Raw genomic sequence first — 24,899 nt, 5'->3', positions numbered from 1 at the left:
ATCCCGGGGAGCGCAGCGGCCGCCGGGCGGCGCTCCAGGTGGCTAGCTGTCGAAGTCGACCGTGACCGCGTCGGTCTCGGGGCGGGACTGGCAGGTGAGCACGAAGCCCGCCTCGACCTCCTCGTCCTCCAGCGCGAAGTTGCGCCGCATGGTCACCGCTCCCTCGATGACCTTCGCCCGGCACGTGCCGCAGACCCCGCCCTTGCAGGCGAACGGCAGGTCGGCGCGCACCCGCTGCGCGGCGTCGAGCACGGTCTCGGCGCGCGGGAGCGTCATGGTGGTCGACCGCCCGTTGAGCACGACGGTGACCTCGCTGGTGGCGCCCTCGATCTCCGGGTCGGGGCGGTGCAGCTCGGGGGGCGGCTCGTCGACGTAGAACAGTTCGCGGTGCACGCGCCGCCGCTCCACGCCGAGTTCGGTGAGCACCTCGACCGCCGCCTCGGTCATGCCGAGCGGGCCGCACAGCCACCACTCGTCCACGTCGGACACGTCGACGAGGGAGCCCAGGAGCAGGCGCAGCTTCGCCGCGTCGAGCCGCCCGGTGAAGATCTCGGCCTCCATCGGCTCCCGCGACAGCACGTGCAGCAGGTGCAGCCGGGGGCCGTGGAGGTTCTTCAGGTCGGCGAGCTCCTCGGTGAACATCACCGTGTCGGTGCGCCGGTTGCCGTAGATCAGCGTGACCCGGGTGTCGGGGTGCGCCGCCAGCACCGACGCGGCGATCGACAGCACGGGCGTGATCCCGGAGCCGGCCGCGATCAGGCCGTGGTGCACGCCGGGCGCGAGCTCGGGGGTGAACGAGCCGGCGGGCGGGGCCACCTCGATCGCGTCGCCGGGCGCGACCCGGTCGACCAGCCACTCGGAGAACAGCCCGCCGTCGACCCGCCGCACGCCGACCTTCGGCAGCGCCCCGGCGGGGGCGCAGATCGAGTAGGAGCGCCGCTCCTCCTGCCCGTCGCGGTACCGGCGCAGGGTGAGGTACTGCCCCGGCCGGAACGCGAAGACCTCCTGCAGGTGCGGCGGGACGTCGAAGGTCACGGCCACGGCGTCGTCGCACAGCCGCTCGACGTCGGCCACGCGCAGCGGGTGGAAGCCGGCGGTGCGCGCTACGGGGATCTCGGTCTGCGGTGCCGCCATCGCTACAGCTCCTTCATGTGCTCGAAGGGCTCCCGGCAGGCGGTGCAGCGCCGCAGCGCCGTGCACGAGGTGGGCCCGAACCGGGAGACCTCCTCGGTGGCGGGCGAGCCGCAGCGCGGGCAGCGCACCACGGAGGTGGGCGGCGGCGCGAGCGCCAGCGGCACCGGGCCCGCGCGGCGCGGCCCCACCCGGTCCGGCGGCGCGATGCCGTGCTCGGCGAGCTTGCGCCGCCCCTGCGGGGTGATCCAGTCCGTGCTCCACGGCGGCGAGAGCACCGTGCGCACCTCGACCCTGCGGTATCCGGCGGCCCGGAGCCGGGCGCGCAGGTCGTCGCGCATCGCCTCCAGCGCGGGGCAGCCGGAGTAGGTGGGCGTGATCGTGACGGTGACGGCGTCGCCGTCGGTCTCGACCCCGCGCACCACCCCGAGGTCGTCGAGGGTGAGCATCGGCAGCTCGGGGTCGACGACCTCGGCGACGACCTCGCGGGCGTCCCTGAGCGCGGTGTTGCTCACCATCTCGCCCCCGGGTGCTGGCGGGCCAGGCTCTGCAGCTCGGCGAGCACGTGCCCGAGGTACTCGGTGTGCGTGCCGTCCCGGCCGCCGCGCCCGCCCAGCAGGCCCGCGGGCGGCACGGTCGGGCGGGTGAGGGTGGCGCGGGTGAGCACCTCGTCGAGCACGGCGTCGACCTCCGCGCGCACCTCGGCCGGGTCGACCGCCACGCCGGCCGCGGCGAGCCTGCGCTCGATCTCGGTGCTGCGGTAGAGCTCCTCGACGTAGGGCCAGACGGCCTCCAGCGCGGCCTGCATCCGCCGGTGCGACTCGGCGGTGCCGTCGCCGAGGCGCAGGGTCCACTGGGCGGCGTGGTCGCGGTGGTAGGCCACCTCCTTGACGCCCTTCCCGGCGACCGCGGCCACGACCGGGTCGCGGGACCCGTGCAGCCGCTGCAGCAGCGCGAGCCGCCACGTCGAGAACACCAGCAGCCGGGCGATCGCCCGGCCGAAGTCGCGGTCGTCGGGCACCTCGGCGAGCGCGATGTTGCGGAACTCGGGCTCGGTGCGCAGGTAGGCGAGCGCGTCCTCGTCGCGGCCCTCCCCCTCGACGTGGCCCGCCCTGGCGAGCAGCACCCTGGCCTGGCCGAGCAGGTCGAGGGCGATGTTGGCGAGCGCGACCTCCTCCTCCAGCTCGGGTGCGTTGGTCACCCACTCGGTGAGCCGGTGGCTGCAGATCAGGGCGTCGTCGCCGAGCATGAGGCAGTAGGCGGCGAGGTCGGCCGGGTCGACGCCGTCGGGCACCGGCGAGGTGATCTCGGCCTGGACGTCCTCCACCCCGGTGCCGAACGCCCAGCGCGGGTCGTCGTGCCCCAGCGTCTCGACGAGGGACTGGTAGGCGTTGGTGGCGTCGTGGTCGGTGTTCACAGGTGCGGCACGTCCTCGGGGATCGCGTAGAACGTCGGGTGCCGGTAGACCTTGTCCCCGGCGGGCGCGAAGAACGGGTCCTTCTCCGACGGGCTCGACGCGGTGATGTCGGAGGCCTTCACGACCCAGATCGACACGCCCTCGTTGCGACGGGTGTACAGGTCGCGGGCGTTGCGCAGCGCCATCTCGGCGTCCGGTGCGTGCACCGAGCCGACGTGCACGTGGTTGAGGCCGCGCTTGCCGCGCACGAACACCTCCCACAGGGGCCAGCCGCCGCGCGGCCGGTCGGGGCGCCCACCGCTCACCGCCGCGTCGGTCACGCCGCCACCTCCCGTCGCGCCTGCTTCTCGGCGTGGGCCCGCGCGGCCTCGCGCACCCAGGCGCCTTCTTCGTGCGCGCGGCGCCGCTGCGCCAGCCGCTGCGCGTTGCACGGCCCGGAGCCGGAGATCACGGCCTTGAACTCGGCCCAGTCCGGCGCGGTGAAGTCGTAGTGGCCGCGCTCGGGGTTCCAGCGCAGGTTCGGGTCGGGCAGCGTCACACCGAGCGCCTCGGCCTGCGGCACGGTCATGTCCACGAACCGTTGGCGCAGCTCGTCGTTGGTGTGCCGCTTGATGCCCCACGCCATCGACTGCTGCGTGTTGGGCGAGTCGGCGTCCGGCGGGCCGAACATCATGAGCGACGGCCACCAGAACCGGTTCACCGACTCCTGCACCATCCGCCGCTGCTCCTCGGTGCCGTTCACCATCGCGAGCAACAGCTCGTAGCCCTGCCGCTGGTGGAACGACTCCTCCTTGCAGATCCGCACCATCGCCCGCGCGTACGGGCCGTAGGAGCAGCGGCACAGCGGCACCTGGTTGCAGATCGCCGCCCCGTCGACGAGCCAGCCGATCACGCCGACGTCCGCGTAGGACAGCGTCGGGTAGTTGAAGATCGAGGAGTACTTCTGCCGGCCGGAGATGAGCAGCTCGGTGAGCTCCTCGCGGTCGACGCCGAGCGTCTCCGCGGCCGAGTACAGGTACAGGCCGTGGCCGGCCTCGTCCTGCACCTTGGCCAGCAGGATCGCCTTGCGCCGCAGGCTGGGGGCCCGCCGGATCCAGTTGCCCTCGGGCTGCATCCCGATGATCTCCGAGTGCGCGTGCTGGGCGATCTGGCGGATCAGCGTCTTCCGGTACGCCTCGGGCATCCAGTCGCGCGGCTCGATCCGCTGGTCGGCGGCGATCGTCGCCTCGAAGTGCGCCGCCAGGGCAGTCTCGTCCATGCGCAGCCTCCGTACCGAATGTTCGTTCGGTTCATGGTGACGCACGGAGCACGGACGCGCAACAAGGCAGGTAACGGCGCCTACCGGCGGGCCGGGAGGATGCCCTCGAACACCGCGCGCGCGACGGCGTCCGGCAGGGTGCCCGGGTCGCGGTCGGGGCGGGCCCACTCGACGACGGAGTTCACCAGGCCCGACAGCAGCCGCGCGGCGAGCGCGGGCTCGATGTCCTCGCGCAGCTCCCCCGCCTCGACGGCCTCGCGGACCAGCGCCGCGACCCGCGCGTCGTACTCGCGGCGACGTTCGAGGGCCCACCGCTCGGACTCGGTGTTGCCCCGCACCCGCAGCAGCACGGTGACGTACGGCAGCTCGGCCACGAGGACCTTCACCTGCTCGCGCACGATGTGGCGCAGCCGCTCCACCGGCGTGCCGGTGCGCGCCCCCTCGGAGTCGAGGATCGCGAACAGGCCGTTCAGCGCGCGCTCCAGCGCGGCCCGCAGCAGCGCCTCCTTGCCGCTGAAGTGGTGGTAGAACGACGACTTCGTGATCCCGGCGGCGCGCGACAGGTCCTCCATCGAGGTGGCGTCGTAGCCGCGGGTGAGGAACTCCTGCACCGCCACCTGGAGCAGCGACTCCGGCCCGTGGTTCTGGCGCCGAACCCGCCCCCCGGTCTGCGTGCTCACGGTCGTCATCGCCCCTCGAAGGTGGGTCGGCGCTTCTCCAGGAACGCGGCCACGGCGCCCGCGTGGTCGGACGTGGTGGCGAGCCGGGCCTGCGCCGCGGCCTCCGCGGCCAGCACGTCGGGAAGCGGCGCGGTCGCCCCGAACCGGACGGCCCGGCGGACCTCGGCGTAGGCCCGGGTGGGGCCGGCCGCGAGCCGCTGCGCCAGCTCCATCGCGGTCGGGAGCACCTCCTCGGCGGGCACGACCGCGCGCACCAGGCCCCAGTCGCGCGCCTGCTCGGCGGTGAAGCTCTCCCCGAGCAGCAGCAGCTCGAGCGCGCGCGGGACGCCGACCGCGTGGGCGAGGCTCGCCGAGAGCCCCGAGTCGGCCGTGAGCCCGATCCCGGTGAACGCGGTCGAGAACGACGCCCCCGCCGCCGCGACGCGCAGGTCGCAGGCGAGGGCGAAGCCCAGCCCCGCCCCCACGCACGCCCCGTTGATCGCGGCGACCACCGGGAACGGCAGGTTGACGAGCCCCTGCACGATCGGGTTGTAGTGCTCGGTGACCGTGGCGAAGGCCGTGGCGGGGTCGCGCTGCAGCGCCTCGGCGTGCTCGCCGAGGTCCTGCCCCACGCAGAACGCCCTCCCCGAGCCGGTGAGCACCAGCGCCCGCACGTCCTCGGCGCGCCCGAGCTCGCCGAGGCGGGCGAGGAGCCCGTTCTTCAGCTCGAGGGTGAGCGCGTTGTAGCGCGCGGGCCGCTGCAGCCTGAGCACCGCGACGGCCCCGTCCCGGTCGAGTCCGACGGCAGGATCATCGGTCATCGCGCCAGGGTAACGGCCGACCGAACGATCGGTCGCCCCTCGGTGGTGTCGTTCCGCTACGTCTCGACGATCTTCCAGTACGAGTCCTTGCGGACGACCCGCCCGTCGCGGAACTCGTAGTGGTCGCAGCCGCGCACGCGCACCGCCCGCCCGTCGGGCGCGGTGCCGGTGAGCAGCCACTCCGAAACGCCGAACTCGCCGCTCACCCAGTGCCGGGCGTCGCCGTAGTGGACGTCGGGCAACCCCGCGAAGCGGGAGGCGAGCGCGTCGCGCACCGCCGCCTTCCCGGTGCAGCGCCTGCCCCAGGGGTCGGGCCCGCGCGGCATGTCGAGCGCGCAGTCCTCGGCGAAGAACTCCATGATCGCGCCGAGGTCGTGGGCGTTGAACGCGTCCGCGATCGCCTCCAGCGTCTCGACCGATGCCGTGCCCCGATCAGCCATGGCGACCTCCTCGCGGTGTCCGTCCAGGGTGCCCGCGATCGCCCTCCACCGGCTCCCCCGTCCGGGGCGAACCCGAGACCCTGGGATGCGCGGCTCGCGAGTGCTAGCGTCATGGCCCGAACGAACGGTCGGTTGAGCGAGACCAACGGAGGCCCGCCCATGGCGCCCGTCCTGCGCAGCTACGTGAGCGGTGGCTGGCACCGCCCGGCCGAGGAGGGCAGGCCGCTCTTCGACGCGGTCACCGGCGAGGAGGTCGCGCGGATCTCGTCGGCGGGGATCGACTTCGCCGCCGCCCTCGAGCACGGCAGGCGGGCCGGGGGTCCCGCGCTGCGGGAGCTCACCTTCCACCAGCGCGCGGCCCTGCTGAAGGCGCTCGGCCAGCACCTGCGCGAGCACCGCGACCGCCTCTACGCCGTCTCCGCGCGCACCGGAGCGACCCCGTACGACTCGAGGTTCGACGTCGACGGCGGCATCGGCGTGCTGCTCGCCTACGCCTCGAAGGGGCGCCGGGAGCTGCCCAACGACACGGTCTACGTCGAGGGCGCCGTCGAGCCGCTCGGGCGTGGCGGCACGTTCGTCGGCCAGCACGTCTGCACGCCGCTGCACGGCGTCGCGGTGCAGATCAACGCGTTCAACTTCCCCGTGTGGGGCCCGCTGGAGAAGTTCGCGCCCGCGTTCCTCGCCGGGGTGCCGTCGCTGGTCAAGCCGGCGAGCCCCACCGCGTACCTCACCGCGGAGCTCGTCGAGCTGATCGTCGAGTCGGGGCTGTTGCCCGAGGGGTCGCTGCAGTTCGTCGCGGGCGGCGTCGGCGACCTGTTCGACCACCTCACCGAGCAGGACCTCGTGGCGTTCACCGGCTCGGCCTCCACCGCGGCCAAGCTGCGCGCCCACCCGACGATCGTGCAGCGCGCGGTGCGGTTCACCGCCGAGGCCGACTCGCTCAACCTCTCCGTGCTGGGCCCCGACGCGGCGCCGGGCACGCCCGAGTTCGACCTGTACGTCGACGGCGTCGTCACCGAGATGACGGTCAAGGCGGGCCAGAAGTGCACCGCCATCCGGCGCGCGTTCGTGCCCGAGCGGCACGTCGACGCCGTCGTCGAGGCGATCACCGAGCGGCTGGCGCGCACCACGGTCGGCAACCCGGCGAGCGAGGGCGTGCGGATGGGCGCGCTCGCGAGCCTGGAGCAGCGCGAAGAGGTGCGCCGCAGCGTCAAGGCGCTCGCCGACGCCGGCCGGATCGTGTTCGGCGACCCCGAGAAGGTCGACGTGGTCGACGCCGACCCCGAGCGCGGGGCGTTCGTCTCCCCGATCCTGCTGGTCGGCGACCCCGAGCGGGCCGAGCCGCACGAGGTCGAGGCGTTCGGGCCGGTCTCGACCGTGCTGCCCTACGCGAGCACCGAGCAGGTGATCGACTACGCCGCGCGCGGGGCGGGCAGCCTCGCCGGCTCGGTCGTCACCGCCGACGCAGCATTCGCCCGGGACGTCGTGCTCGGCGTGGCGCCGTGGCACGGGCGCCTGTTGGTGCTCAACCGGGCGGACGCGAAGGAGTCCACCGGCCACGGGTCGCCGCTGCCCGCGCTGGTGCACGGCGGCCCCGGGCGTGCGGGCGGCGGCGAGGAGTTGGGCGGCATCCGCGGCGTGCTGCACCACATGCAACGCACGGCGGTACAGGCCGACCCCGACACGCTCACCGCGATCACCGGCCGCTGGGTCACCGGGGCGCGGCGCACCGTCACCGACGTGCACCCGTTCCGCAAGCACCTGGAGGAGCTGCGGGTCGGCGACACGATCGTCGGCGGCCCGCGCCGCGTCACGCAGGAAGACGTCGAGCACTTCGCCGAGTTCACCGGCGACACCTTCTACGCGCACATGGACGCGGCGGCCGCCGCGGCGAACCCGCTGTTCGGCGAGCGGGTGGCGCACGGCTACCTCGTGGTGTCGCTCGCCGCGGGCCTGTTCGTCGACCCCGACCCGGGCCCGGTGCTGGCCAACTTCGGCGTCGACAACCTGCGGTTCCTCACGCCGGTCAGGTTCGGCGACGAACTGACCGTGACGCTCACCTGCAAGCAGATCACCCCGCGCGACACCGCGCCCTACGGCGAGGTCCGGTGGGACGCCGACATCACCCGGCAGGACGGCGAGTCGGTGGCGCGCTACGACGTGCTGACACTGGTTGCGAAGAAGGAGGGGCAGCGGTGACGACGATCCAACGGCGGCTCGGAGAGGCACCGCCTGCCGACCTGCTCGACCCGGCCGAGCGGATGTCGGTCGACGAGCTGCGGGCGCTGCAGCTCGAACGCCTGCGCTGGACGCTGCGCCACGCGTACGAGAACGTGCCGCACTACCGGGCGAAGTTCGACGCGGCAGGCGTGCACCCCGACGACTGCAAGGAGCTGTCGGACCTCGCGAAGTTCCCCACCACGTCGAAGGACGACCTGCGCGAGAACTACCCGTACGGGATGTTCGCGGTGCCGCACGGTCAGGTGCGGCGCATCCACGCGTCGTCGGGCACCACGGGCAAGCCCACGGTGGTGGGCTACACCGAGCGCGACGTCGACAACTGGGCCGCCCTGATGGCGCGCTCGATCCGGGCCGCGGGCGGGCGGCCCGGCGACAAGGTGCACGTCGCCTACGGCTACGGGCTCTTCACCGGCGGGCTGGGCGCGCACTACGGCGCGGAGAAGCTGGGTGCCACCGTCATCCCGGTCTCCGGCGGGATGACCCCGCGGCAGGTCCAGCTGATCCAGGACTTCCGCCCCGAGATCATCATGGTCACCCCGACCTACATGCTCACGATCATCGACGAGTTCGAGAAGCAGGGCATCGACCCGGCCTCTTCCTCGCTGCGGGTCGGGATCTTCGGCGCCGAGCCCTGGACCGAGCAGATGCGCGCCGAGATCGAGAGCCGCACCGGCATGCACGCGGTCGACATCTACGGCCTGTCGGAGGTGATGGGCCCCGGCGTCTCCCAGGAGTGCGTCGAGACCAAGGACGGCCTGCACATCTGGGAGGACCACTTCTACCCCGAGGTGGTCGACCCGATCGACGGCACGCCCGTGGCCGACGGCGAGGAGGGCGAGCTGCTGTTCACCTCCCTCACCAAGGAGGCGCTGCCGATCATCCGCTACCGCACGCGCGACCTCACCCGGCTGCTGCCGGGCACCGCGCGGCCCGCGATGCGGCGGATGCAGAAGATCACCGGCCGCAGCGACGACATGATCATCCTGCGCGGCGTGAACGTCTTCCCGACCCAGATCGAGGAGATCGTGCTGCGCACCGCGGGGCTCGCGCCGCACTTCCAGCTCGTCCTCACCACCGAGGGCCGCCTGGACGTCCTCACCGTGCGCGTCGAGGCCCGCCCCGACTGCCCGCCCGAGCGGCGCGCGGCCGCGGCCGACGAGGTCGTCACCGCCGTCAAGGACACGGTCGGGGTGAGCGTGCGCTGCGCGGTCGTGGACCCGGAAACGCTCGAGCGGTCGGTGGGCAAGCTGCAGCGGCTGAAGGACCAGCGCGTCCGCTGAGCACGTCAGCGCGGGCCCGGGACCCTGCCGGTCGCGTACCAGGCCCGCGCGTCGAGCGTGAACGGACCGTCGGGCAGCGCCTCCCGGCAGGCGTCGCGCACGCGCGCCTGCTGCTCGGCGGCGAGCGAGGCCAGGTGCTGCCCGGAGGGCCCGACCGCGTAGGTGAAGGGCTCCCAGAAGTCGTCGAAGCCGGTGTAGCTCGCCGAGGCGTGCAGCGAACCGCCGACGACGTCCTCGAGTCCGGCGCGGCGGAACCGGTGCGCGATGTCGCCCTCGGCGGTCCCGGCGAGCCGCCCCTCGCCGGGCGATCCGCGCTGCACCCGCTCGACCGCCGCCCAGAAGGTGCACAGCATCGTCATGCCGCCGGTGGCGAGGTCCCACATGCACGCGGCGACGACGCCGTCGGGCCGGGTCACCCGCGCCATCTCGCGCACGCCGCGGTCCGGGTCGCGCATGAACGCGATCACCAGCGACGACAGCGCGGCGTCGAACGCGTCGTCGGCCCATGGCAGCTCCTCCGCGACCCCCTCGCGCACGTCGACGCCCGGGTTGCGCTCCCGGCAGGCGGCGACGAACTGCGATGCCGGGTCGACGGCCGCCACGTTCGCGGCGCCGACGCGGGCGGCGAGCTCGCGGGTGAGCCCGCCGGGCCCGCACCCGACGTCGAGCACGCGCATCCCGGGCGCGATGCCCGCGGCGTCGGCCAGCGCGGCGGCCAACGTCGGCAGGTAGCGCCCCATGAACCGGTCGTACCGTCCGGCCGGAGCGGCGAACTGCACCCGGCCACCCAAGCGGTGCGGTCCGACGGGGTCAACCGCCGTTCGGCGGCGGGCGGCGCTCGACCTCGAGTCGGGTTCACGCTGCCCACCGGTCGCGTGAGCGACGTCCTGGACGAGACCTACCACCGGCTGCACGGGACGGACCCGGGATTCGCGGGCCGGCCCACGGACCCGTGGCGGCCGACGCCCTGGTCCGGCTCGGGCCGCCGGGGACGTGCCCCGGCCGCTCGGCGACCCGGTTCGGCTCGGCTGCCGGTGCGCGCGCCGGCAACCGCTGCCCGGGCGGCGCTCAGCGCCGGGCACGGCCGACGTCGCCGCCGCGCTCGTCGCCCGCCCGCGATCGACGCCGACGGGGGCGCCCGCGCCCGGATCGCCCGACTCGGGGAGACACCCGGGTGGCCACGCGCCCTGGAGCGCCTCCGCCCGGTGCGGGAGTCGGCGGCCGTGCCGGGGGCGCCCGACGCGCTCGTCGACGCCGGGTGCCAGCGGCTACCGGCGCTCGACCCACGGGCAGCCCGGTGATGCCGGTGCACGGCGCCGCGGTCGGCCGCGCCGGCGCTACCGTCGCCGCCGGAGCCGCTGTGGCCGCCCGCACGAGGTGGCCTGGCGGTGGCCGCCGCGTCCACCAGCGCGTACCGCCCGCGGGACGAGGGCGGGCCACGGCCAACACCGTGCCCGACCTCGACGGGGTGGTGGACCGCGCCGTGGCCACCCGCGACGTGCACGCGATCACGTTCGTCGAGGTGGCCCGCGGTCGCACGAGCGGGGGCGCCCCGGACGCGCTCGCGGCGGGTGGGCGCGGGACGCGCCTGCTGCGCCCCGCCTGATCTAGGCTCCTGCCTCACCACCGAGCACCCGGAGCTGCCACGTGATGACCGACGACGAACGCATCGCCCTGTTCCTCGACTACGAGAACCTGGCGATCGGGGCGCGCGACGGCCTCGGCGTGGCGCCGTTCGACTTCGGCCCGATCGCCGACGCGCTGGCCGAGCGCGGCCGGGTGGTGGCGCGGCGGGCCTACGCGGACTGGTCGGGCTTCGACGAGGACCGGAGGTTGCTCGCGCGGGCGCAGGTGGAGCTCATCGAGATCCCGCAGCGGCTGGGTGGGTCCCGCAAGAACGCCGCCGACATCAAGATGGCCGTCGACGCCATCGAGATGGCCTTCGCCCGCGGCTTCATCACCACGTTCGCGATCGGCACCGGCGACTCCGACTTCACCCCGCTCGTGCACAAGCTGCGCGAGCTGGACAAGCGGGTGATCGGGATCGGGGTGCAGTCGTCCACCTCGGCGCTGCTGCCGCCCGCGTGCGACGAGTTCCTGTTCTACGACCGGCTGCCGGGGGTCGAGCCGGGCCAGCCGAAGCGCCACGCTCGCGACCGGTCCCGCCCACCGCTCGCGGCCGAGCCCTCGGTCGAGGCGCCGCTCGCGGCGCCCGAGGAGCCGGCGCGCACCGACGACGCCGACCCGGCCCCGCTGGTCACGAGCACCCTCGCCGGCCTGCAACGCCACGTCGACGGGCCGGTGGTGGCGTCGCGGCTCAAGCGCGCCGTGCTGCGCAAGGACCCGACGTTCGACGAGGCCGACTACGGGTTCCGGGGGTTCGGCGAGCTGCTGCGCCACCTGGAGCACGAGGGCGTCGTGCAGCTGCGGGAGGGGTCGGCGCAGGGCGACCCCGAGGTCACCTTCGCCGAGGACGAGTCGGCCGAGGAGGACGCCTTCGCGCTGCTGGTCGACGTGGTCCGGCAGCTGCAGGCGTCGACCGGGTCGCGGCCGCCGCTCAGCGGGCTCAAGGACCACCTGCGCAAGCGGCGACCGAACTTCAGCGAGAAGCGCTACGGGTTCAACACGTTCCTGGCGTTCGCCAAGGCCGCGCGGGCCCGCGGCCTGGTGGAGCTGGAGTGGGACACCGACGCGAACGAGTACCTCCTGCGCGTGCCGTCCTGACTCAGCCCTGCTGCTGGCGCTCCTGCTCGGCGATCTCGCGGCGCACCGCGTCCATGTCGACGGCCCGCACCTGGCCGATGAGGTCCTCCAGCGCCGCGGCGGGCAGCGCGCCGGGCTGGGCGTAGAGCACGACGCCGTCGCGCACCGCCATCAGCGTCGGGATCGACGAGATGCCGAACGCCTGCGCGAGCTCGACCTGCGCCTCGGTGTCGACCTTGCCGAAGGTGATGTCCTGGTGGGTCTCCGAGGCCTGCTCGAAGACGGGCGCGAACTGGTGGCACGGCCCGCACCACTCGGCCCAGAAGTCGACGAGGACGGTGCCGTCGGCACCGACGATGTCGTTGAAGTTGTCGGCTGTCAGCTCGATCGTGGCCATAGGCGGACCAACGAACCCGGCTTCCCCCGTGTTCCTGAACCCCGGATGCGTCACCGCGATCACAGCGGGACGTCACAGCGGGACGTCACAGCGGCACGTCACAGCGGGACGTCGCTGCCCACGCCCCGCTCGCGGGCGGCCCGCAGCACCAGCGCAGCGGCGGCGGCGTCCTGCACGGCGACGCCGACGGACTTGTAGAGGGTGATCTGGTCGTCGGCGGTGCGGCCCGGCCGAGTGCCGAGGACCAGCTCCCCCAGCTCGGCGTGCACGTGCTCGGCCGTGATCAGCCCCGCGTGGATCGGTTCGTGCAGGTCGGCGGCGCCCGTCGGGTGGGGTGCGAGCGCCGCGCGCCGCGACTCGACGCAGACCAGCGCGTCGGCCACCGTGGCGTCGTCGACCTCGCGGCCCCCGAAGCCGACCGAGGCGATGTGCACGCCCGGCGCGAGCCACTCCCGCCGGACCACCGGCTCGGTCGCGTGGGTGGCGGCGCAGACGAGGTCGGCCCCGTCGAGCGCCTCGGCGTAGGAGCCCACCCCGACGGCGGTGACCCCCAGCTCCCCGGCGAGCTCGGCTGCGAGGGCCGCGGAGCGGCCCCGGTCCCGCCCGGCCACGCGGATCTCGCGGATCGGGCGCACCCGGCACATGGCCCGGGCGTGCGAGCGGGCCTGCACGCCGGTGCCGAGCACGGCGAGCACCGCGGCGTCCGGCCGGGCCAGCAGCCGCGCGGACACCGCGGACGCGGCCGCCGTGCGCATCGCGGTGATCACGGTGCCGTCGAGCAGCGCGACCGGGGTGCCCGTGTCGGGATCGCAGCAGACGACGACGGCCTGGTGGGTGGGCACGCCGGTGCCCGCGTTGCCCGGGAACAGCGACACCAGCTTGGCCGCGAGGACGCCCGCGGAGGGCACGTAGCCGGGCATCGCGGCGAGGAAGCCGTCGCGCTCGGGGACGAACGCGGCGATGCGGTCCGGTGCCGAGGCCCGCCCCGCGCTCAGGTCGGCCATGGCCGCGGCGACGGCGTCGACCAGCTCGTCGGGGTCGAGCAACCGCTCCACCTGCGAGCCGCTGAGCACGAGCACCACGCGTCTCCCCTCTGCCGGCCGATCTCGGTAGCGGCCGGGCGCAACCTCGGTAGCCGCTACCGATCGCCCGGGCCGCCCGCCGCGCAGGTTCGCCGTGGCCCCGGTGGCGGCCTGCAGCGGCCGGGTCTTGCCCACCCCGGCCTCGCCGAGGACGGCCGGCGCCGCCCCGCGCCCGGACGCGGTGGCGGCGACGAGCCTGCGCACCTGGGCGAGCTCACCGGCGCGGCCCACCACCACCGGGCGCCGGAACGCGGTCGTGACGCGACCAGTGCACCGGGCCCGCGGGTAACGCGTTCGCGCGCGGGCTACTCGGGGTTGGTCAGCATCGGCCAACCGTCGTCGTCCCAGACGATCGGCTGGATGGCGAGCTTCGGCTTCCCGTCGTCCGACTTGTCGTAGTAGTGGTAGGCGATGATGTCGTCGGACGCGGACTGGCCGCCGGGCCCGACGCGGTCACCCTCGTCGGTGAGCACCGTGGTCCCGCCGCCCTCGAGGAGCTTGCGGCCCTCCCGGTCGACGTACGGGCCGGTCACCTTCTTCGACCGCCCGACCATGATCTTGTAGTCGCTGTCGACGCCCTGGCAGCACTGGCCCCAGGACGTGAACAGGTAGTAGTAGCCGTCGTGCTTGACGAAGTAGGGCGCCTCGACGGCGTTCGGGGCGGCCTTCCGGTCGACGATGTGGCGCGGCTCCGCGTCGGGGTCGGCGAGCTTGCCCGACGGCCAGTCGAGCTTCACCAACCGGATCCCGCTCCAGTAGGAGCCGAACGCCATCCACGGCGTGCCCGAGCCGTCCTCGATGATCGCGGGGTCGATCGCGTTGTAGTCGTCGTCGGGATCGGAGCGGATGACCTCGCCGCGGTCCACCCACTCGTAGGCGGGGTCGGACGGGTCGAGCGTCTCGTTGGTCGCGAGGCCGATCACCGACTGGTTGTGACCCCAGGTGGAGGCCGCGTAGTACAGGTAGTACATCCCGTTGGCCTCGTAGACCTCGGGCGCCCAGATGTTCTTGACGCCGGGCACGGCCTCCTTGATCCACTCGGGGATCTCGTCCCAGACCGTGCCCTCGTAGGTCCACTTGCGACCGTCCGACGACGAGCGGATCTGGATGTTGCCGTCGCCTTTGCTCTCGTGGCCGGTGGCGAAAACGTACCACTTCTCCCCTTCGTCCCCGACGACCAGCGCGGGGTCGTGCGCGGCGAGGTCGCCGGACAGCCGCCACGGCTCCTCGGCCTGCGCCGGGACCGCCGGGGCGGCCGCCACGGCCGGTGGGGCGAGGGCTGCGCTGAGCCCGACCACTGCGGCGACAACGGTGAGGAGCGGCGCGAATCGCACGGGCGTCATCCGTTCTGCACGAGGGACGGGGGCAACCGCGGCGACCCCACCAGCAAGATCGCCGAGGAGGGGACAGCGTACGCGGATCACCCCGTTGAGTGACGGAGCGACGACGCGCGATTCACTCGATAGTGACGCGCGTCACACCGACGCGCCGCGTCGGGAGGTGGCTCTAGTGATTTCTCACCATTTCTAGTGCAGACGGAATGCTTTCGCCGTGAGCTCCCGGCCCTCCTTGGCGAGCTCGAAGAACCCGTACGTGCCGTGCTCCCGGAGCTCGCGGGCGGCGCGGGCGAGCGCCCCGAACGCCACCGCGTTGAACGTGCCGCCGACGGAGATGCGGGCGACCCCGGCCTCGGCCAGCTCCGGTACCGGCGCCATGCCCGGCATCAGCAGGACGTTCACCGGCCGGTCGACCGACGACACGACGCAGCGGACGTCGGCGAGGTCCACCAGGCCGGGCGCGTAGAGCACGTCGGCGCCCGCCTCCTGGTAGGCCTGCAGCCGCTCGATCGTGTCGCCGAGATCGGGGTTGCCGCGGATGAAGTTCTCGGCCCGGGCGGTGAGCACGATCCCCCGCCCCTCCCGGGCGGCCTCCGCCGCCGCGGCGATCCGCTCGGCCGCGAGGCCGATGTCGTGGATCTCCGGGTCGGCGCCCGCGCTGTAGTCCTCGATCGAGCACCCCGCGAGGCCCGCCTCCACGGCCTCCGCGACGGTGGCCGCGACCTCCCCCGGGTCGGTACCCCACCCGTCCTCGAGGTCGCCGTTCACCGGGACGTCCACCGACCGCACCAGCGCGGCGGCGTGCTCCAAGCTGCGCTCCGCGCCGACCGCGCCGTCGACGAGCCCCTTGGTGGCTGCGAACCCGCTGCTCGTGGTGGCCAGCGCCGCGAAGCCGAGCGTCGCGAGCGCCTTCGCCGACCCCTCGTCCCACGCGTTGGGCATCAGCAACGGGTCGCCGGGGACGTGCAGGGCCCGGAAGCGGGCGGTGAGGTCGTCGGTCGAATCTGGGCCGTTCGGTTCGCTGATCGTCCTCGCCACACCGGGGACCGTACCGAGCCCCACCGACGGGCCCGGGCGGGTGATCAGGCTTCGCGGCGCCGCCCGGTGCCGGGCGCCCCCTCGTCGAGGGCGCGCACCAGGTCCTCCCTGGCCCGCGCCACGCGCGAACGGATCGTGCCGACCGGGCAGCCGCACACCTGCGCCGCCTCGGCGTAGCTCAGGTCGAGCACCTGGGTGAGCACGAACGCCTCCAGCCGCTCCGGCGCGAGCCCCGCCACCAGCTGCGCGAGCAGCACGGCCTCGTCACCCGCTCGGCGCACGACCCCGCCGCGCTGGGCGACGGCGTCCCAGTCGGCGACGGCGGTGGTGCGGGGCCTGCGGCCCGCGGCGCGCACCGCGTCGGCCGCCACCCGGCGGGCGATCGACAACAGCCAGGTGCGGGCCGAGGCCGTGGCCTCGAACCGCGGCAAGGACCCGACCGCGCGCAGGTAGGTCTCCTGGGCGAGGTCCTCCGCCTGGCCGGGGTCGGCGAGGTGCGACACGAACCGCAGCACGTCGCGCTGCGTGGCCCGCACGAACGCCGACAGCGCCTCCCGATCGCCGCGACCGGCCGCGAGGGCCCACCGCGTGATCCGCTCGTCGTCCCGTCGCTCGGCCACCCGGGCAGCCTAGCCACGCGCCCGCCGGGAACCGCGGGGCGGGCGCGGGCGACCATAGGCACATGCGGTGCGAGGACTGCCGGGACGCGATCTCCGCCCGGATGGACGGCGAGGACGCGGGCGTGGCGCCCGGCGCGGTGGACGACCACCTCGCCGGGTGCGCGGGCTGCCGCGCGTTCGCCGACCGGGCCGCCCACGTCACCCGCCTGGCCCGCCTCCGCCCCGCCGAGGACCTCCCCGACGTGCTGCCCGGGGTGCTGGCCGCCCTCGACGCGGGCGAGTCCCGCCCCGCGCCGCCGCGGACCGCACGCGCGATCGCCCGCGACGCCGTCCGGGTCGCCCTCGCCGCGCTCGCCGTCGGCCAGCTGGCGCTCGCGCTCAGCGGGATCATCGCCGCGGCCGGGGCCGCCGGGGCGGACCGGCTCGCCGGGGCGAGCATCGCGCACCTGACGCACGAGAGCGCGGCCTGGAACCTCGCCCTCGGGGTCGCGTTCGCGGTCGCCGCGACCGGGCCCCGCCGGGCGAGCGGGCTGGTACCGGTGATCGGCGCGTTCGTGGCGCTGCTCGCGTGCCTCAGCGCGCTGGACGCGCTCGCCGGGCACGTGGCGGCGGGCCGGCTCCTCGGGCACCTGCCCGCGGTCGTGGGCCTCGTCCTCCTCCTGCTGCACGCCCGCACCGGTCGCGACGACGGCGGGGCGGCCGCGAGCTCCGCCGACACCGGCTCCTCCGGCGGGCGGGACGCGGGGCGCGACCGGTTCGGCGACGGGTTCGACGGCGGGTTCGGCGACGCGGGCCTGCAACCGTCGGCCCACCACCGTGCTGCCTGATCGCGCTGCCTGATCGCGCTGCCGGATCGCGCTGCCCGAGCTTGCCACCTGACCGGGCGGGAACTCCGCGCGCGGCCCCGACGACCACTGGGGTCGATGCCACCCACCACGCCCCCCGCCCCCGTACCCGCCACGGCCCTGCAGCCCTGGCTCTCCACCGCGGGTCGGCTGCTGCTCGGCGCCGTCTGGCTCGCCGCGGGCGCTGCGAAGATCACCGACCTGGACGCCTCCGTGCGCGCGGTGCGCGCCTACCGGCTCCTGCCCGAGACGGCGGCCCAGGTCGTCGGGGCCGGCCTGCCCGCGGTGGAGCTGGTCCTCGGCGTGCTCCTCGTCACCGGGGCCGGGGTCCGGGCCGCCGCGGCGGTCTCCGCCGTGCTGATGCTCGGGTTCGTCGTCGGGATCGCCGCGGCGTGGGCGCGCGGGCTGCGCATCGACTGCGGCTGCTTCGGCTCGGGCGGCGAGCTCGCCGCGGGCGAGGACCCGGCGTACGCGCTGGACCTCGCCCGCGACGCCGCCCTGCTGGTGGTCGCCCTCCTCCTCGTCCGGTGGCCCGCCGGGCGGTTCGCACTCGTGAAGGAGTCCTAGGTGAAGCCACGCTCCGCCATCATCCGGCGCGGCGGCCCGTCGACGACGACGGTCGTCGCGGTTCTCGTGCTGGTGCTGTTCGCAGGCGCCGTCGGGTTCGGCGTGTACCGCGCCGGGGCGGCCGCGGGGGCGCTGCCCGCGGGCGCCACCGCGGAGGGCGTCGCGGTCGGCGACCCCGACGCCCCGGTCACGATCGACCTCTACCTCGACTTCCAGTGCCCGGCGTGCGCGCAGTACGAGCGGCAGGCCGGCGCCACGATCGACGAGCTCGTGGCGTCGGGGCGGGCCCGGGTCGTCTACCACCCGGTGGCCTACCTGAACCGCTTCTCCAGCACGGACTACTCGAGCCGCTCGTCGGCGGCCGCCGGCTGCGCGGCCGACGCGGGCGTGCTGCCCCGCTTCGCGCAGCTGCTGTTCGCCCACCAGCCACCGGAGGGTGGCGCCGGCCTGCCCGACGACCAGCTCGTCGCGCTCGGCGCGCAGGCGGGCGCGGGCCCCGACTTCGCGGCCTGTGTGCAGGAGGGCCGCTACGCCGGGTGGAGCCGGTCGGTCACCGACGCCGCCTCCCGCGCCGGGATCACCGCGACCCCCACCGTGCTCGTCGACGGGCGGGAGGTGGAGCGCACCGCCGAGGCGCTGCGCGCGGCCGCCGCGGCCGGCTGACCGGGCGGGCCTCGCCGCGGGCTCGCCGACCTCCGCACCGGCGCGGCCGAGCCGCCCGCGCCGCGGAGCGCCGCGCTGGTGGCCGCCGGCGCCGGGCGACGCCGCCGTCGGCCGTGCGCAGCGGCAGCACGGGGCCGGGATTCGCGCAGCGCCGCCCACACCCACACCGCGACTCGCCGGGTACGAGCGCTACGCGCCCACCACGGGCAGCCACACCCGCATCGTCGACGGGCCGCGCTCGGCCCAGTCGTGGTAGGGCACGAGCGGCACGTCGAAGGCCGCATCGGTCGCCGGGTCCGGCGCCGGGGCGCCGTAGGGCCACGCCCGGTCGGGTGGCGCCGACCGGCGCACCCGCACGACGACCCGCCCGTCCTGCTCGCGCGGGGCGATGCCCGGGTCGAGGCGCACGTCGCCGACGTCGTCGACGGCGCCGCCGCTCGCGGCGGCCAGGTCGACCGACTCCAGGCACAGCACCTCCGGCCCGCGCTCCACCGCGAGGCAGCCGCGGACCGCGTCGATGCGCGGGTCGGGCGCGGTGAACCGGGGGGCCACGGGCAGGTGCAGCTCGACGACGTCACCGGCGCGGAAGGCGCGGCGCACGCGAACCGTCCCCGGCGCGGCGGGCTCCGCGGCACCGTCGACGACGAGCCGCGCCCCGTCGGCCCACGCGGGCACCCGCAGGGAGAGCGTCCACGGCGCGGCGGCGTCCGAGCGGACGTGGACGCGCACCACGCCGTCGCGCGGGTAGCCGGTCTCGACGTCGAGCGCGACCGGTGCCCCCGCCACGGTGGTGCGGATCTCGGCCGGCGCGTACTGGTGCAGCTGGAGGCCCTCGTCGTCGACGGTGGCGACGTACGCGGCGAGGCCGGCGAGGGTCCGGGCCACGTTGGGCGGGCAGCACGACACCTCGAACCACGGGGCGCGCAGCGAGGACGACGCCCGCGGCGAGATCTCCCCCTCCACCGCGAGCGTGCCGGGGCGGCGCTGGTGCAGCGTGTTCGCGTAGAAGAACGCGGTGCCCTCGGCCGACGGGGAGGTCGCCACCACGTTGAACAGGTTCCGCTCGATGAGGTCGGCGAACCGCGGCGCCCCGTCGGCGAGCAGCAGCCGCCAGCTGAACATGATCGACGCGACGGACGCGCACGTCTCGGAGTAGGCGCGGTCCGGCGGGAGCACCCAGTCGTCGCCGAACGCCTCGTCCTGGTGGTGGGAGCCCACGCCGCCGGTGAGGTAGGTGCGGCGGGCGACGGTGGCGTCCCACTGGGCCACGAGCGCGGCGAGCAGCTCCTCGTCGCCCCGCTCCACGGCGACGTCGACGGCGCCCGCGGACAGGTAGCCCGCTCGCACGGCGTGCCCGCGCAGCACGCGGGCCTCGCGCACCGGGACGTCGTCCTGGTAGTAGGCGCGGCCGAACTCGATGTCGCGCAGCACCCCGCGGCCCCGGCGCTCCACGAAGAGCGCGGCCTGGTCGAGGTAGCGCTCGTCGCCGGTGACCCGCGCGAACTCCACGAGCGCGGGCTCGATCTCGGCGTGCCCGCACACCGACTCGATCCCGCCGGGCCCGAACACCGAGCAGACGAGGTCCGCGGCACAGCGGGCGACCTCGACGAGCCCGTCGTCGGCGTCGGGCCGGGTGCGGGCGCGGGCGACCGCGGCCTGCAGCAGGTGGCCGATGCAGTACAGCTCGTGGCCCCACTCCAGGTCCGACCAGCGCGGCGCCTGGCCCGGCCTGCCGAACTTCGTGTTGAGGTACCCGTCCGGCTCCTGCGCGGCCGCGACCCGGGCCACGACCTTGCGGAACCGCTCCTCGAGCGCGGCGTCGCCGGTGCGGCCGATCTCCCAGGCCAGCGCCTCCAGGTACTTGTAGACCTCGGAATCGGAGAACTCCCGGCCGCGCCTGCCCTCGGGCAGCGCGCCCGCGGCGGCGAGGTCGAAGTTGGCGAGCCACCCCTCGCGTTCGAGCCACTGCTCGATGTGGGCGAGCGTCGCGCTCGCGTTGACCCGCTGGCGCCGTCCCCAGAACCCGCCGGTGATCGTCACCTCGGCCAGCGACAGCGGGCGCAGCCGGCCGGTCGAGGGCACAACGAGGCTCATGTCATCCCTTCAACGCGCCCGACATGAAGCCGCGCACGTAGTGTCGTTGGAGCAGCAGGAACAGCACGATGCAGGGCAGGGCGAGCACCACGACGCCCGCCTCGGTGGCGCCGTAGTCGACCACCCCCTGCACCTGCCCGCGCAAGTTGGACACCGCGAGCGGCAGCGTCATGCGGTCGCTGTCGTTGATCAGGATCAGCGGCGCCATGAAGTCGTTCCACGCGGCGAGGAACGCGAAGAGGCCCACGGTGATCAGCCCCGGTTTCACGGCCGGGAGCAGCACGCGCCGCAGCGCGGTGAAGGTCGAGCAGCCGTCGACCATCGCCGCCTCGTCCAGCTCGCGCGGGACCGCCTCGAACGAGATCCGCATCATGAACGTCGAGAACGGCAGCTGGAACATCGTCAGCACCAGGGCGAGCCCGACGAGCGAGTTCTGCAGCCCGACCTGGGTGAGCAGCACGTAGAGCGGGATCAGCAGGGTGGCGTACGGGACCATGAGGATCGCGAGCGTCACCAGGAACAGCGCGTCGCGGCCGGGGAAGGAGAACCGGGCGAACGCGTAACCGCCCAGCGTCGACACCACGAGGGTGAGCGCCACCGTGAGCAGCGAGACGAACGCCGAGTTCGCCAGGTACTGCCAGATCCCGGCCTGGTAGTCGGCGAGGGCCCGGTAGTTGCCGAACCCCCAGCCGTCCACCTGGCTGGTGCCCGGGTGGGGCGACACCGACGCCACGGCCGTCCAGACCAACGGGTACAGGAAGATCACCGCGAGGCCGCCGGTGAACACCCAGTACGGGGTGCGCAGGACGAGCCCGGCGACGCTGGTGGCGGGCGCCCGCCCGGTGGAGCGGGACGGGGACGCCGACGCCGCGGCGCGCGACAGCTGCGCGGTCACTTCCCGGTCACCTCTCCTCCGGACGGGAGAACGCGCGGATCTGCAGGACGTTGACCAGCACCAGCACGCCGAGCACCAGCACCGAGAGCGCGGCGGCGACGCCGAGGTCGTTCTGCCCCTGGAACGCGACCGTGTAGATCAGCTGGACGACCGAGATCGTGCTGTTGTCCGGGCCGCCCTTGGTGAGGATGTAGAACTGCTCGAACGCGAGCAGCGACCCGGTGACGCACAGCACCGTGCACAGCGCGAGCGTGGGCCGCAGCAGCGGGAGCGTGATGTGCCGGAAGGTCTGCCACCGCCCGGCGCCGTCGATGCGGGCGGCCTCGTAGACGTCGGCCGGGACCGCCTGCAGGCCCACGAGCATGAGCAGCATGTAGAAGCCGGCGTAGCGCCACACGATCAGGAACAGCGTGGACCACAGGGCGGCGTCGGGCGTGCCGAGGAACGTCGCGCCCATCCGCTCCATGATCGGCGCGAACGGGCCGGCGAACGGCGAGTACAGCACGTAGAACAACAAGGACGCCGAGGCGAGCCCGAGCGCGCTCGGCACGAGGAACGCCGTGCGCAGCAGGCCCTTCCACCGGGTCGACTCCTGCACGAGCAGCGCGAGCCCCAGCCCGAGCGCGATGAGCAGCACGGTGGCGAGCACCGTGTACTTCACGGTGAAGACCACCGAGTCGACGAAGAAGCGGTTGGAGACCGCGCGGCTGTAGTTGGCCGGGAGGTTCCACCCCTGATAGCCCGAGAGCAGCGGCCAGCGCGAGGCCGACATCAGCATCACGAGCAGCAGCGGCAGGACGAACAGCACCCCGACGAACGCGGCGGTGGGCGTGGCGTAGAGCCAGCCCTGCAGCGCCCGCCCCACCGGCCTGTGCCGGACGGGGGCGGCGGGCGCCGCCGGGCCGGTCAGCGTCGAGCTGGTCATTGCTGCGACAGCACCGCGGTGATCTCGTCGTTGTTCTTGTCGAGATCGGCCCCGGTGCCGAGCACCGCGTCGCGCACGAGCGTGAGCCACGGGCTGTTGGTCGCGTTGAACGCCTGCTGGAAGTTGATCGCCACCGGGGTCTCCCCCGCCGCGGCCACCTCGTTGATCGTCACCAGGCGCGGGTCCGACACGGCGTACTTGTTGTCGGCGAGGTCGGAGCGCGACACCACGTCGAGGTTCTTGCCCAGCACCTCGACCTGCGCCTCCTCCGACATCAGCCAGGACAGGAAGTTCCAGGCCTGCGGGGCCTTCTCGGAGTCCTTGGAGATGCCGATCCCGTCGCCGCCGACGAACGTCGAGGAGCCGCCGTTCGGGCCGGGGATGCCGGCGACGCCGACCTCGAAGCCCTGCGTCGACGACAGCAGGGTGGCCGGGTAGAACATCAGCCCGACCTTCCCCTCGGTGAAGCCCGCGGTCCACGTCGGGCCCGCCTCGTCGCGGGAGGAGGGCAGTACGGCGCCGGACTGCCACAGGTCGCGCCAGGTGTCGTAGACCTGCCGGGCGGTGGGCGAGGCCAGCAGCGACTGCGTGCCGTCCGGGGTCATGACCTGCTCACCCGCGGCCCAGATGCTCGGGAACCAGGTGAACACCAGGCAGCCGCCGCAGTTCAGGCCGGTGGCGGTGCCGTAGGTGTCGGGCTTGCCCAGCGCCTGGATCGCCTTGGCCGCCGCCGCGTACTCCTCGAGCGTGGCGGGCGGCTTCTCCGGGTCGAGGCCCGCCTCGCGGAACAGGTCCTTGTTCCAGAACAGCATCGACAGGTCCAGCACGAACGGCAGCACGTGCGCCCGGCCCTCGTAGGTGCCCGCCGCGAGGTGCCCTGCGTTGATCGCGTCCTTGAACGGCAGCCCGTCGATGCTGTCGCTGATGTCCTGGAACAGCCCCTGCTGCACCCAGTTCGGCACGTAGACGATGTCGGCGGCGAACAGGTCCGGCAGGCCGCCCGCGCCGGCCGCGGCGCCCACCTTCGCGACGTAGTCGTCGTTCGGCGTGACCGTGAGCTCGACCGTGTTCTGGTGGGTCGCGTTGTACGCCTCGACCAGCAGCTTCGCCTGCTTCTCCAGCGGCGCCCTGGTCCACAGCGTGAGGGTGGTGCCGTCGTCGACGCCGTTCGGCCCGGCGGCCGTCGCGTCGCCGCCACCCGATGCGCCTCCTCCGCCGCCGCAGGCGGCCACGGCCAGCATCGCCGCCACCGCGGCAGCGGCGAGCAGCGAGCGGAACCCGGTGAGTGCCATGGTGCGCTCCTCGTCGAGCAGGAAACCTTTGAGATCACCCTGTCGGAGCGCCACGATCTCAGCACGCCGCAGGGCCGAAAAGCTTTTCGGGACCGTAGCGGTGGCGAGGTCGGCCGTCAAGCGCGGTCGTTGTTACAGTGCGAGGCCGAGGAGGTCGGATGACTCGCACCGAGCCGGCGCGCAACCCGAAACCGGTGACGCTCTCGGACGTCGCCCGGCTCGCGGGCGTGTCGGTCGCGACCGCCTCCAAGGCGCTCAACGGCCGCGACCAGGTCGCCCCCGCCACCCGGCAGCGCGTGCTCGACGCCGCCGACCGGCTCGCGTTCAGCCCCAACCCGATGGCGCGCGGCCTCATCGCGGGCCGCACCGGCACGGTCGGGCTGCTCACGAGCGACCTGGTGGGCCGGTTCGTGATCCCGATCCTCACCGGCGCGGAGGACGCGTTCGGCGCGGGCCAGGTCAACGTGTTCCTCTGCGACGCCCGCGGCGACGCCATCCGCGAGCAGCACCACCTGCGCGCGCTGCTGTCGCGCCGCGTCGACGGGCTCATCGTGGTCGGGGAGCGCACCGACCCGCGCCCATCGCTCGGCCGCGACATCCCGGTGCCCGTCGTCTACGCCTACGCCCCGTCCGACGACCCGGCCGACCTGTCGCTCACCCCGGACAACGTCGGTGCCGCCCGCATCGCGGTGGAGCACCTGGTGAGCAGCGGGCGCACCCGGATCGCGCACATCTCCGGCGACCCCACCTACGCGGCGGCCCGCGACCGCGCCGCGGGCGCCCAGGAGGCGCTGGCCGCGGCCGGCCTCGAGCTCGTGGGCGAGGTGATGTTCTCCGAGTGGTCCGAGCACTGGGGCCGCGACGCCGCCGCCGTGCTGCTGGAGCGCCACCCGGACGTCGACGCGATCCTCTGCGGCTCCGACCAGATCGCCCGGGGTGTGCTCGACACCGCCCGCGACCTCGGCCGCAGGGTGCCCGAGGACATCGCCGTGATGGGGTTCGACAACTGGGAGGTGCTCACCACCAACGCCCGCCCCCAGCTCACCAGCATCGACGCCAACCTGCAGGAGCTCGGCCGCACCGCCGCCCAGCGCGTGTTCGCCGCGCTGGACGGGGTCGACATCGGCAGCGGCACCCAGTACCTGCCCACGCGCCTGGTGATCCGGGGGTCGACGATCGCCCGCCGCTGACCGG

The 24,899-nt window shown here is 74.3% G+C and carries 26 protein-coding genes; 8 read left to right on the top strand and 18 right to left on the bottom strand.

Annotation, left to right across the window (positions count from 1 at the left end; genetic code table 11):
• Nucleotides 1–42: 42 nt before the first annotated feature.
• The 8 genes from paaE to VKZ81_RS07515 all read right to left on the bottom strand — a co-directional run bounded on the left by paaE (nt 43) and on the right by VKZ81_RS07515 (nt 5,726).
• Nucleotides 43–1,134: a 1,2-phenylacetyl-CoA epoxidase subunit PaaE gene (gene paaE / locus VKZ81_RS07550; protein WP_324240715.1), complete on the bottom strand. Its 1,092-nt coding sequence runs from the start codon at nt 1,132–1,134 to the stop codon at nt 43–45.
• 2 nt (nt 1,135–1,136) lie between these two features.
• A complete protein-coding gene (gene paaD / locus VKZ81_RS07545; protein WP_324240714.1) occupies nt 1,137–1,649 on the bottom strand; it encodes a 1,2-phenylacetyl-CoA epoxidase subunit PaaD in 513 nt (170 codons plus the stop codon).
• Nucleotides 1,643–2,548 (bottom strand): 1,2-phenylacetyl-CoA epoxidase subunit PaaC, encoded by a 906-nt coding sequence (gene paaC, locus VKZ81_RS07540; RefSeq protein ID WP_324240713.1) that lies wholly within the window; start codon nt 2,546–2,548, stop codon nt 1,643–1,645. The genes paaD and paaC overlap by 7 nt, the downstream gene beginning before the upstream one ends.
• Nucleotides 2,545–2,868, bottom strand: a complete 324-nt coding sequence (gene paaB / locus VKZ81_RS07535) for a 1,2-phenylacetyl-CoA epoxidase subunit PaaB (RefSeq protein WP_324240712.1) — start codon at nt 2,866–2,868, stop codon at nt 2,545–2,547. Before paaB ends, paaC begins: the two co-directional genes overlap by 4 nt.
• Complete coding sequence (gene paaA, locus VKZ81_RS07530; protein ID WP_324240711.1) at nt 2,865–3,806, bottom strand: 1,2-phenylacetyl-CoA epoxidase subunit PaaA; 942 nt, start codon at nt 3,804–3,806, stop codon at nt 2,865–2,867. The genes paaB and paaA overlap by 4 nt, the downstream gene beginning before the upstream one ends.
• 80 nt (nt 3,807–3,886) lie before the next feature.
• Entirely contained in the window at nt 3,887–4,495 is a 609-nt protein-coding gene (locus VKZ81_RS07525; RefSeq protein ID WP_414709341.1) for a TetR/AcrR family transcriptional regulator, read from the bottom strand.
• Nucleotides 4,492–5,286, bottom strand: a complete 795-nt coding sequence (locus VKZ81_RS07520) for an enoyl-CoA hydratase/isomerase family protein (protein WP_324240709.1) — start codon at nt 5,284–5,286, stop codon at nt 4,492–4,494. The genes VKZ81_RS07525 and VKZ81_RS07520 overlap by 4 nt, the downstream gene beginning before the upstream one ends.
• Nucleotides 5,287–5,342: 56 nt before the next feature.
• On the bottom strand, nt 5,343–5,726 hold the full coding sequence (locus VKZ81_RS07515; RefSeq protein ID WP_324240708.1) for a nuclear transport factor 2 family protein: 384 nt from the start codon (nt 5,724–5,726) through the stop codon (nt 5,343–5,345).
• A gap of 159 nt (nt 5,727–5,885) precedes the next feature.
• Here VKZ81_RS07515 and paaZ point away from each other — a divergent pair, with 159 nt between their 5' ends.
• Together paaZ and paaK are read left to right on the top strand one after the other, a co-directional pair.
• Entirely contained in the window at nt 5,886–7,925 is a 2,040-nt protein-coding gene (paaZ, locus tag VKZ81_RS07510; RefSeq protein ID WP_324240707.1) for a phenylacetic acid degradation bifunctional protein PaaZ, read from the top strand.
• Between the two features lie 62 nt (nt 7,926–7,987).
• Nucleotides 7,988–9,247 carry a phenylacetate--CoA ligase PaaK gene (paaK, locus tag VKZ81_RS07505; protein ID WP_324240750.1) on the top strand — a complete coding sequence of 420 codons (1,260 nt, stop codon included), beginning with the start codon at nt 7,988–7,990 and terminating at the stop codon, nt 9,245–9,247.
• A 5-nt stretch (nt 9,248–9,252) separates the two neighbouring features.
• On the opposite strand, the gene VKZ81_RS07500 is transcribed toward paaK, so the two are convergent.
• Nucleotides 9,253–10,026: a class I SAM-dependent methyltransferase gene (locus VKZ81_RS07500; RefSeq protein ID WP_324240706.1), complete on the bottom strand. Its 774-nt coding sequence runs from the start codon at nt 10,024–10,026 to the stop codon at nt 9,253–9,255.
• 671 nt (nt 10,027–10,697) lie between these two features.
• On the opposite strand from VKZ81_RS07500, the gene VKZ81_RS07495 reads away from it, so the two are divergent.
• Nucleotides 10,698–10,853 (top strand): hypothetical protein, encoded by a 156-nt coding sequence (locus tag VKZ81_RS07495; protein WP_324240705.1) that lies wholly within the window; start codon nt 10,698–10,700, stop codon nt 10,851–10,853.
• A gap of 44 nt (nt 10,854–10,897) precedes the next feature.
• Nucleotides 10,898–11,971, top strand: coding sequence for an NYN domain-containing protein (locus tag VKZ81_RS07490; RefSeq protein ID WP_324240704.1), 1,074 nt, complete (start codon nt 10,898–10,900; stop codon nt 11,969–11,971).
• Nucleotide 11,972: 1 nt separating this feature from the next.
• Here VKZ81_RS07490 and trxA read toward each other — a convergent pair whose 3' ends face one another.
• The 5 genes from trxA to VKZ81_RS07465 all read right to left on the bottom strand — a co-directional run bounded on the left by trxA (nt 11,973) and on the right by VKZ81_RS07465 (nt 16,424).
• Nucleotides 11,973–12,347, bottom strand: coding sequence for a thioredoxin (gene trxA / locus VKZ81_RS07485; protein WP_324240703.1), 375 nt, complete (start codon nt 12,345–12,347; stop codon nt 11,973–11,975).
• A 98-nt stretch (nt 12,348–12,445) separates the two neighbouring features.
• The gene (locus VKZ81_RS07480; protein WP_324240702.1) at nt 12,446–13,660 is read right to left on the bottom strand and encodes an ornithine cyclodeaminase family protein; all 1,215 of its coding nucleotides are present in this window, start codon (nt 13,658–13,660) and stop codon (nt 12,446–12,448) included.
• A gap of 74 nt (nt 13,661–13,734) precedes the next feature.
• Nucleotides 13,735–14,772 carry an arabinan endo-1,5-alpha-L-arabinosidase gene (locus VKZ81_RS07475; RefSeq protein ID WP_324240701.1) on the bottom strand — a complete coding sequence of 346 codons (1,038 nt, stop codon included), beginning with the start codon at nt 14,770–14,772 and terminating at the stop codon, nt 13,735–13,737.
• A 183-nt stretch (nt 14,773–14,955) separates the two neighbouring features.
• On the bottom strand, nt 14,956–15,804 hold the full coding sequence (locus VKZ81_RS07470; protein WP_324240700.1) for an isocitrate lyase/PEP mutase family protein: 849 nt from the start codon (nt 15,802–15,804) through the stop codon (nt 14,956–14,958).
• 44 nt (nt 15,805–15,848) lie between these two features.
• Nucleotides 15,849–16,424, bottom strand: coding sequence for a sigma-70 family RNA polymerase sigma factor (locus VKZ81_RS07465; protein WP_324240699.1), 576 nt, complete (start codon nt 16,422–16,424; stop codon nt 15,849–15,851).
• Nucleotides 16,425–16,486: 62 nt separating this feature from the next.
• On the opposite strand from VKZ81_RS07465, the gene VKZ81_RS07460 reads away from it, so the two are divergent.
• The 3 genes from VKZ81_RS07460 to VKZ81_RS07450 all read left to right on the top strand — a co-directional run bounded on the left by VKZ81_RS07460 (nt 16,487) and on the right by VKZ81_RS07450 (nt 18,499).
• Nucleotides 16,487–17,251, top strand: coding sequence for a zf-HC2 domain-containing protein (locus VKZ81_RS07460; protein ID WP_324240698.1), 765 nt, complete (start codon nt 16,487–16,489; stop codon nt 17,249–17,251).
• A 96-nt stretch (nt 17,252–17,347) separates the two neighbouring features.
• Entirely contained in the window at nt 17,348–17,836 is a 489-nt protein-coding gene (locus VKZ81_RS07455) for a MauE/DoxX family redox-associated membrane protein (RefSeq protein ID WP_324240697.1), read from the top strand.
• On the top strand, nt 17,837–18,499 hold the full coding sequence (locus VKZ81_RS07450; RefSeq protein ID WP_324240696.1) for a thioredoxin domain-containing protein: 663 nt from the start codon (nt 17,837–17,839) through the stop codon (nt 18,497–18,499).
• A 189-nt stretch (nt 18,500–18,688) separates the two neighbouring features.
• On the opposite strand, the gene VKZ81_RS07445 is transcribed toward VKZ81_RS07450, so the two are convergent.
• From VKZ81_RS07445 to VKZ81_RS07430, 4 genes are read right to left on the bottom strand one after another with little or no spacing between them, the layout of a single operon-like run.
• Nucleotides 18,689–20,593: a glycoside hydrolase family 127 protein gene (locus VKZ81_RS07445; protein WP_324240695.1), complete on the bottom strand. Its 1,905-nt coding sequence runs from the start codon at nt 20,591–20,593 to the stop codon at nt 18,689–18,691.
• Nucleotide 20,594: 1 nt separating this feature from the next.
• Nucleotides 20,595–21,488 carry a carbohydrate ABC transporter permease gene (locus tag VKZ81_RS07440; RefSeq protein WP_324240694.1) on the bottom strand — a complete coding sequence of 298 codons (894 nt, stop codon included), beginning with the start codon at nt 21,486–21,488 and terminating at the stop codon, nt 20,595–20,597.
• 7 nt (nt 21,489–21,495) lie between these two features.
• A complete protein-coding gene (locus tag VKZ81_RS07435; RefSeq protein ID WP_324240693.1) occupies nt 21,496–22,413 on the bottom strand; it encodes a carbohydrate ABC transporter permease in 918 nt (305 codons plus the stop codon).
• A complete protein-coding gene (locus VKZ81_RS07430; RefSeq protein WP_324240692.1) occupies nt 22,410–23,705 on the bottom strand; it encodes an ABC transporter substrate-binding protein in 1,296 nt (431 codons plus the stop codon). The genes VKZ81_RS07435 and VKZ81_RS07430 overlap by 4 nt, the downstream gene beginning before the upstream one ends.
• Nucleotides 23,706–23,863: 158 nt before the next feature.
• On the opposite strand from VKZ81_RS07430, the gene VKZ81_RS07425 reads away from it, so the two are divergent.
• Nucleotides 23,864–24,895: a LacI family DNA-binding transcriptional regulator gene (locus tag VKZ81_RS07425; RefSeq protein ID WP_324240691.1), complete on the top strand. Its 1,032-nt coding sequence runs from the start codon at nt 23,864–23,866 to the stop codon at nt 24,893–24,895.
• Nucleotides 24,896–24,899 lie beyond the last annotated feature (4 nt).

The organism is Pseudonocardia sp. (assembly GCF_035305885.1).
Taxonomy (GTDB): Bacteria; Actinomycetota; Actinomycetes; order Mycobacteriales; family Pseudonocardiaceae; genus Pseudonocardia.
The sequence above is the reverse complement of the archived record's forward strand: the minus strand, read 5'-3'. Positions and strand labels throughout refer to the sequence as shown.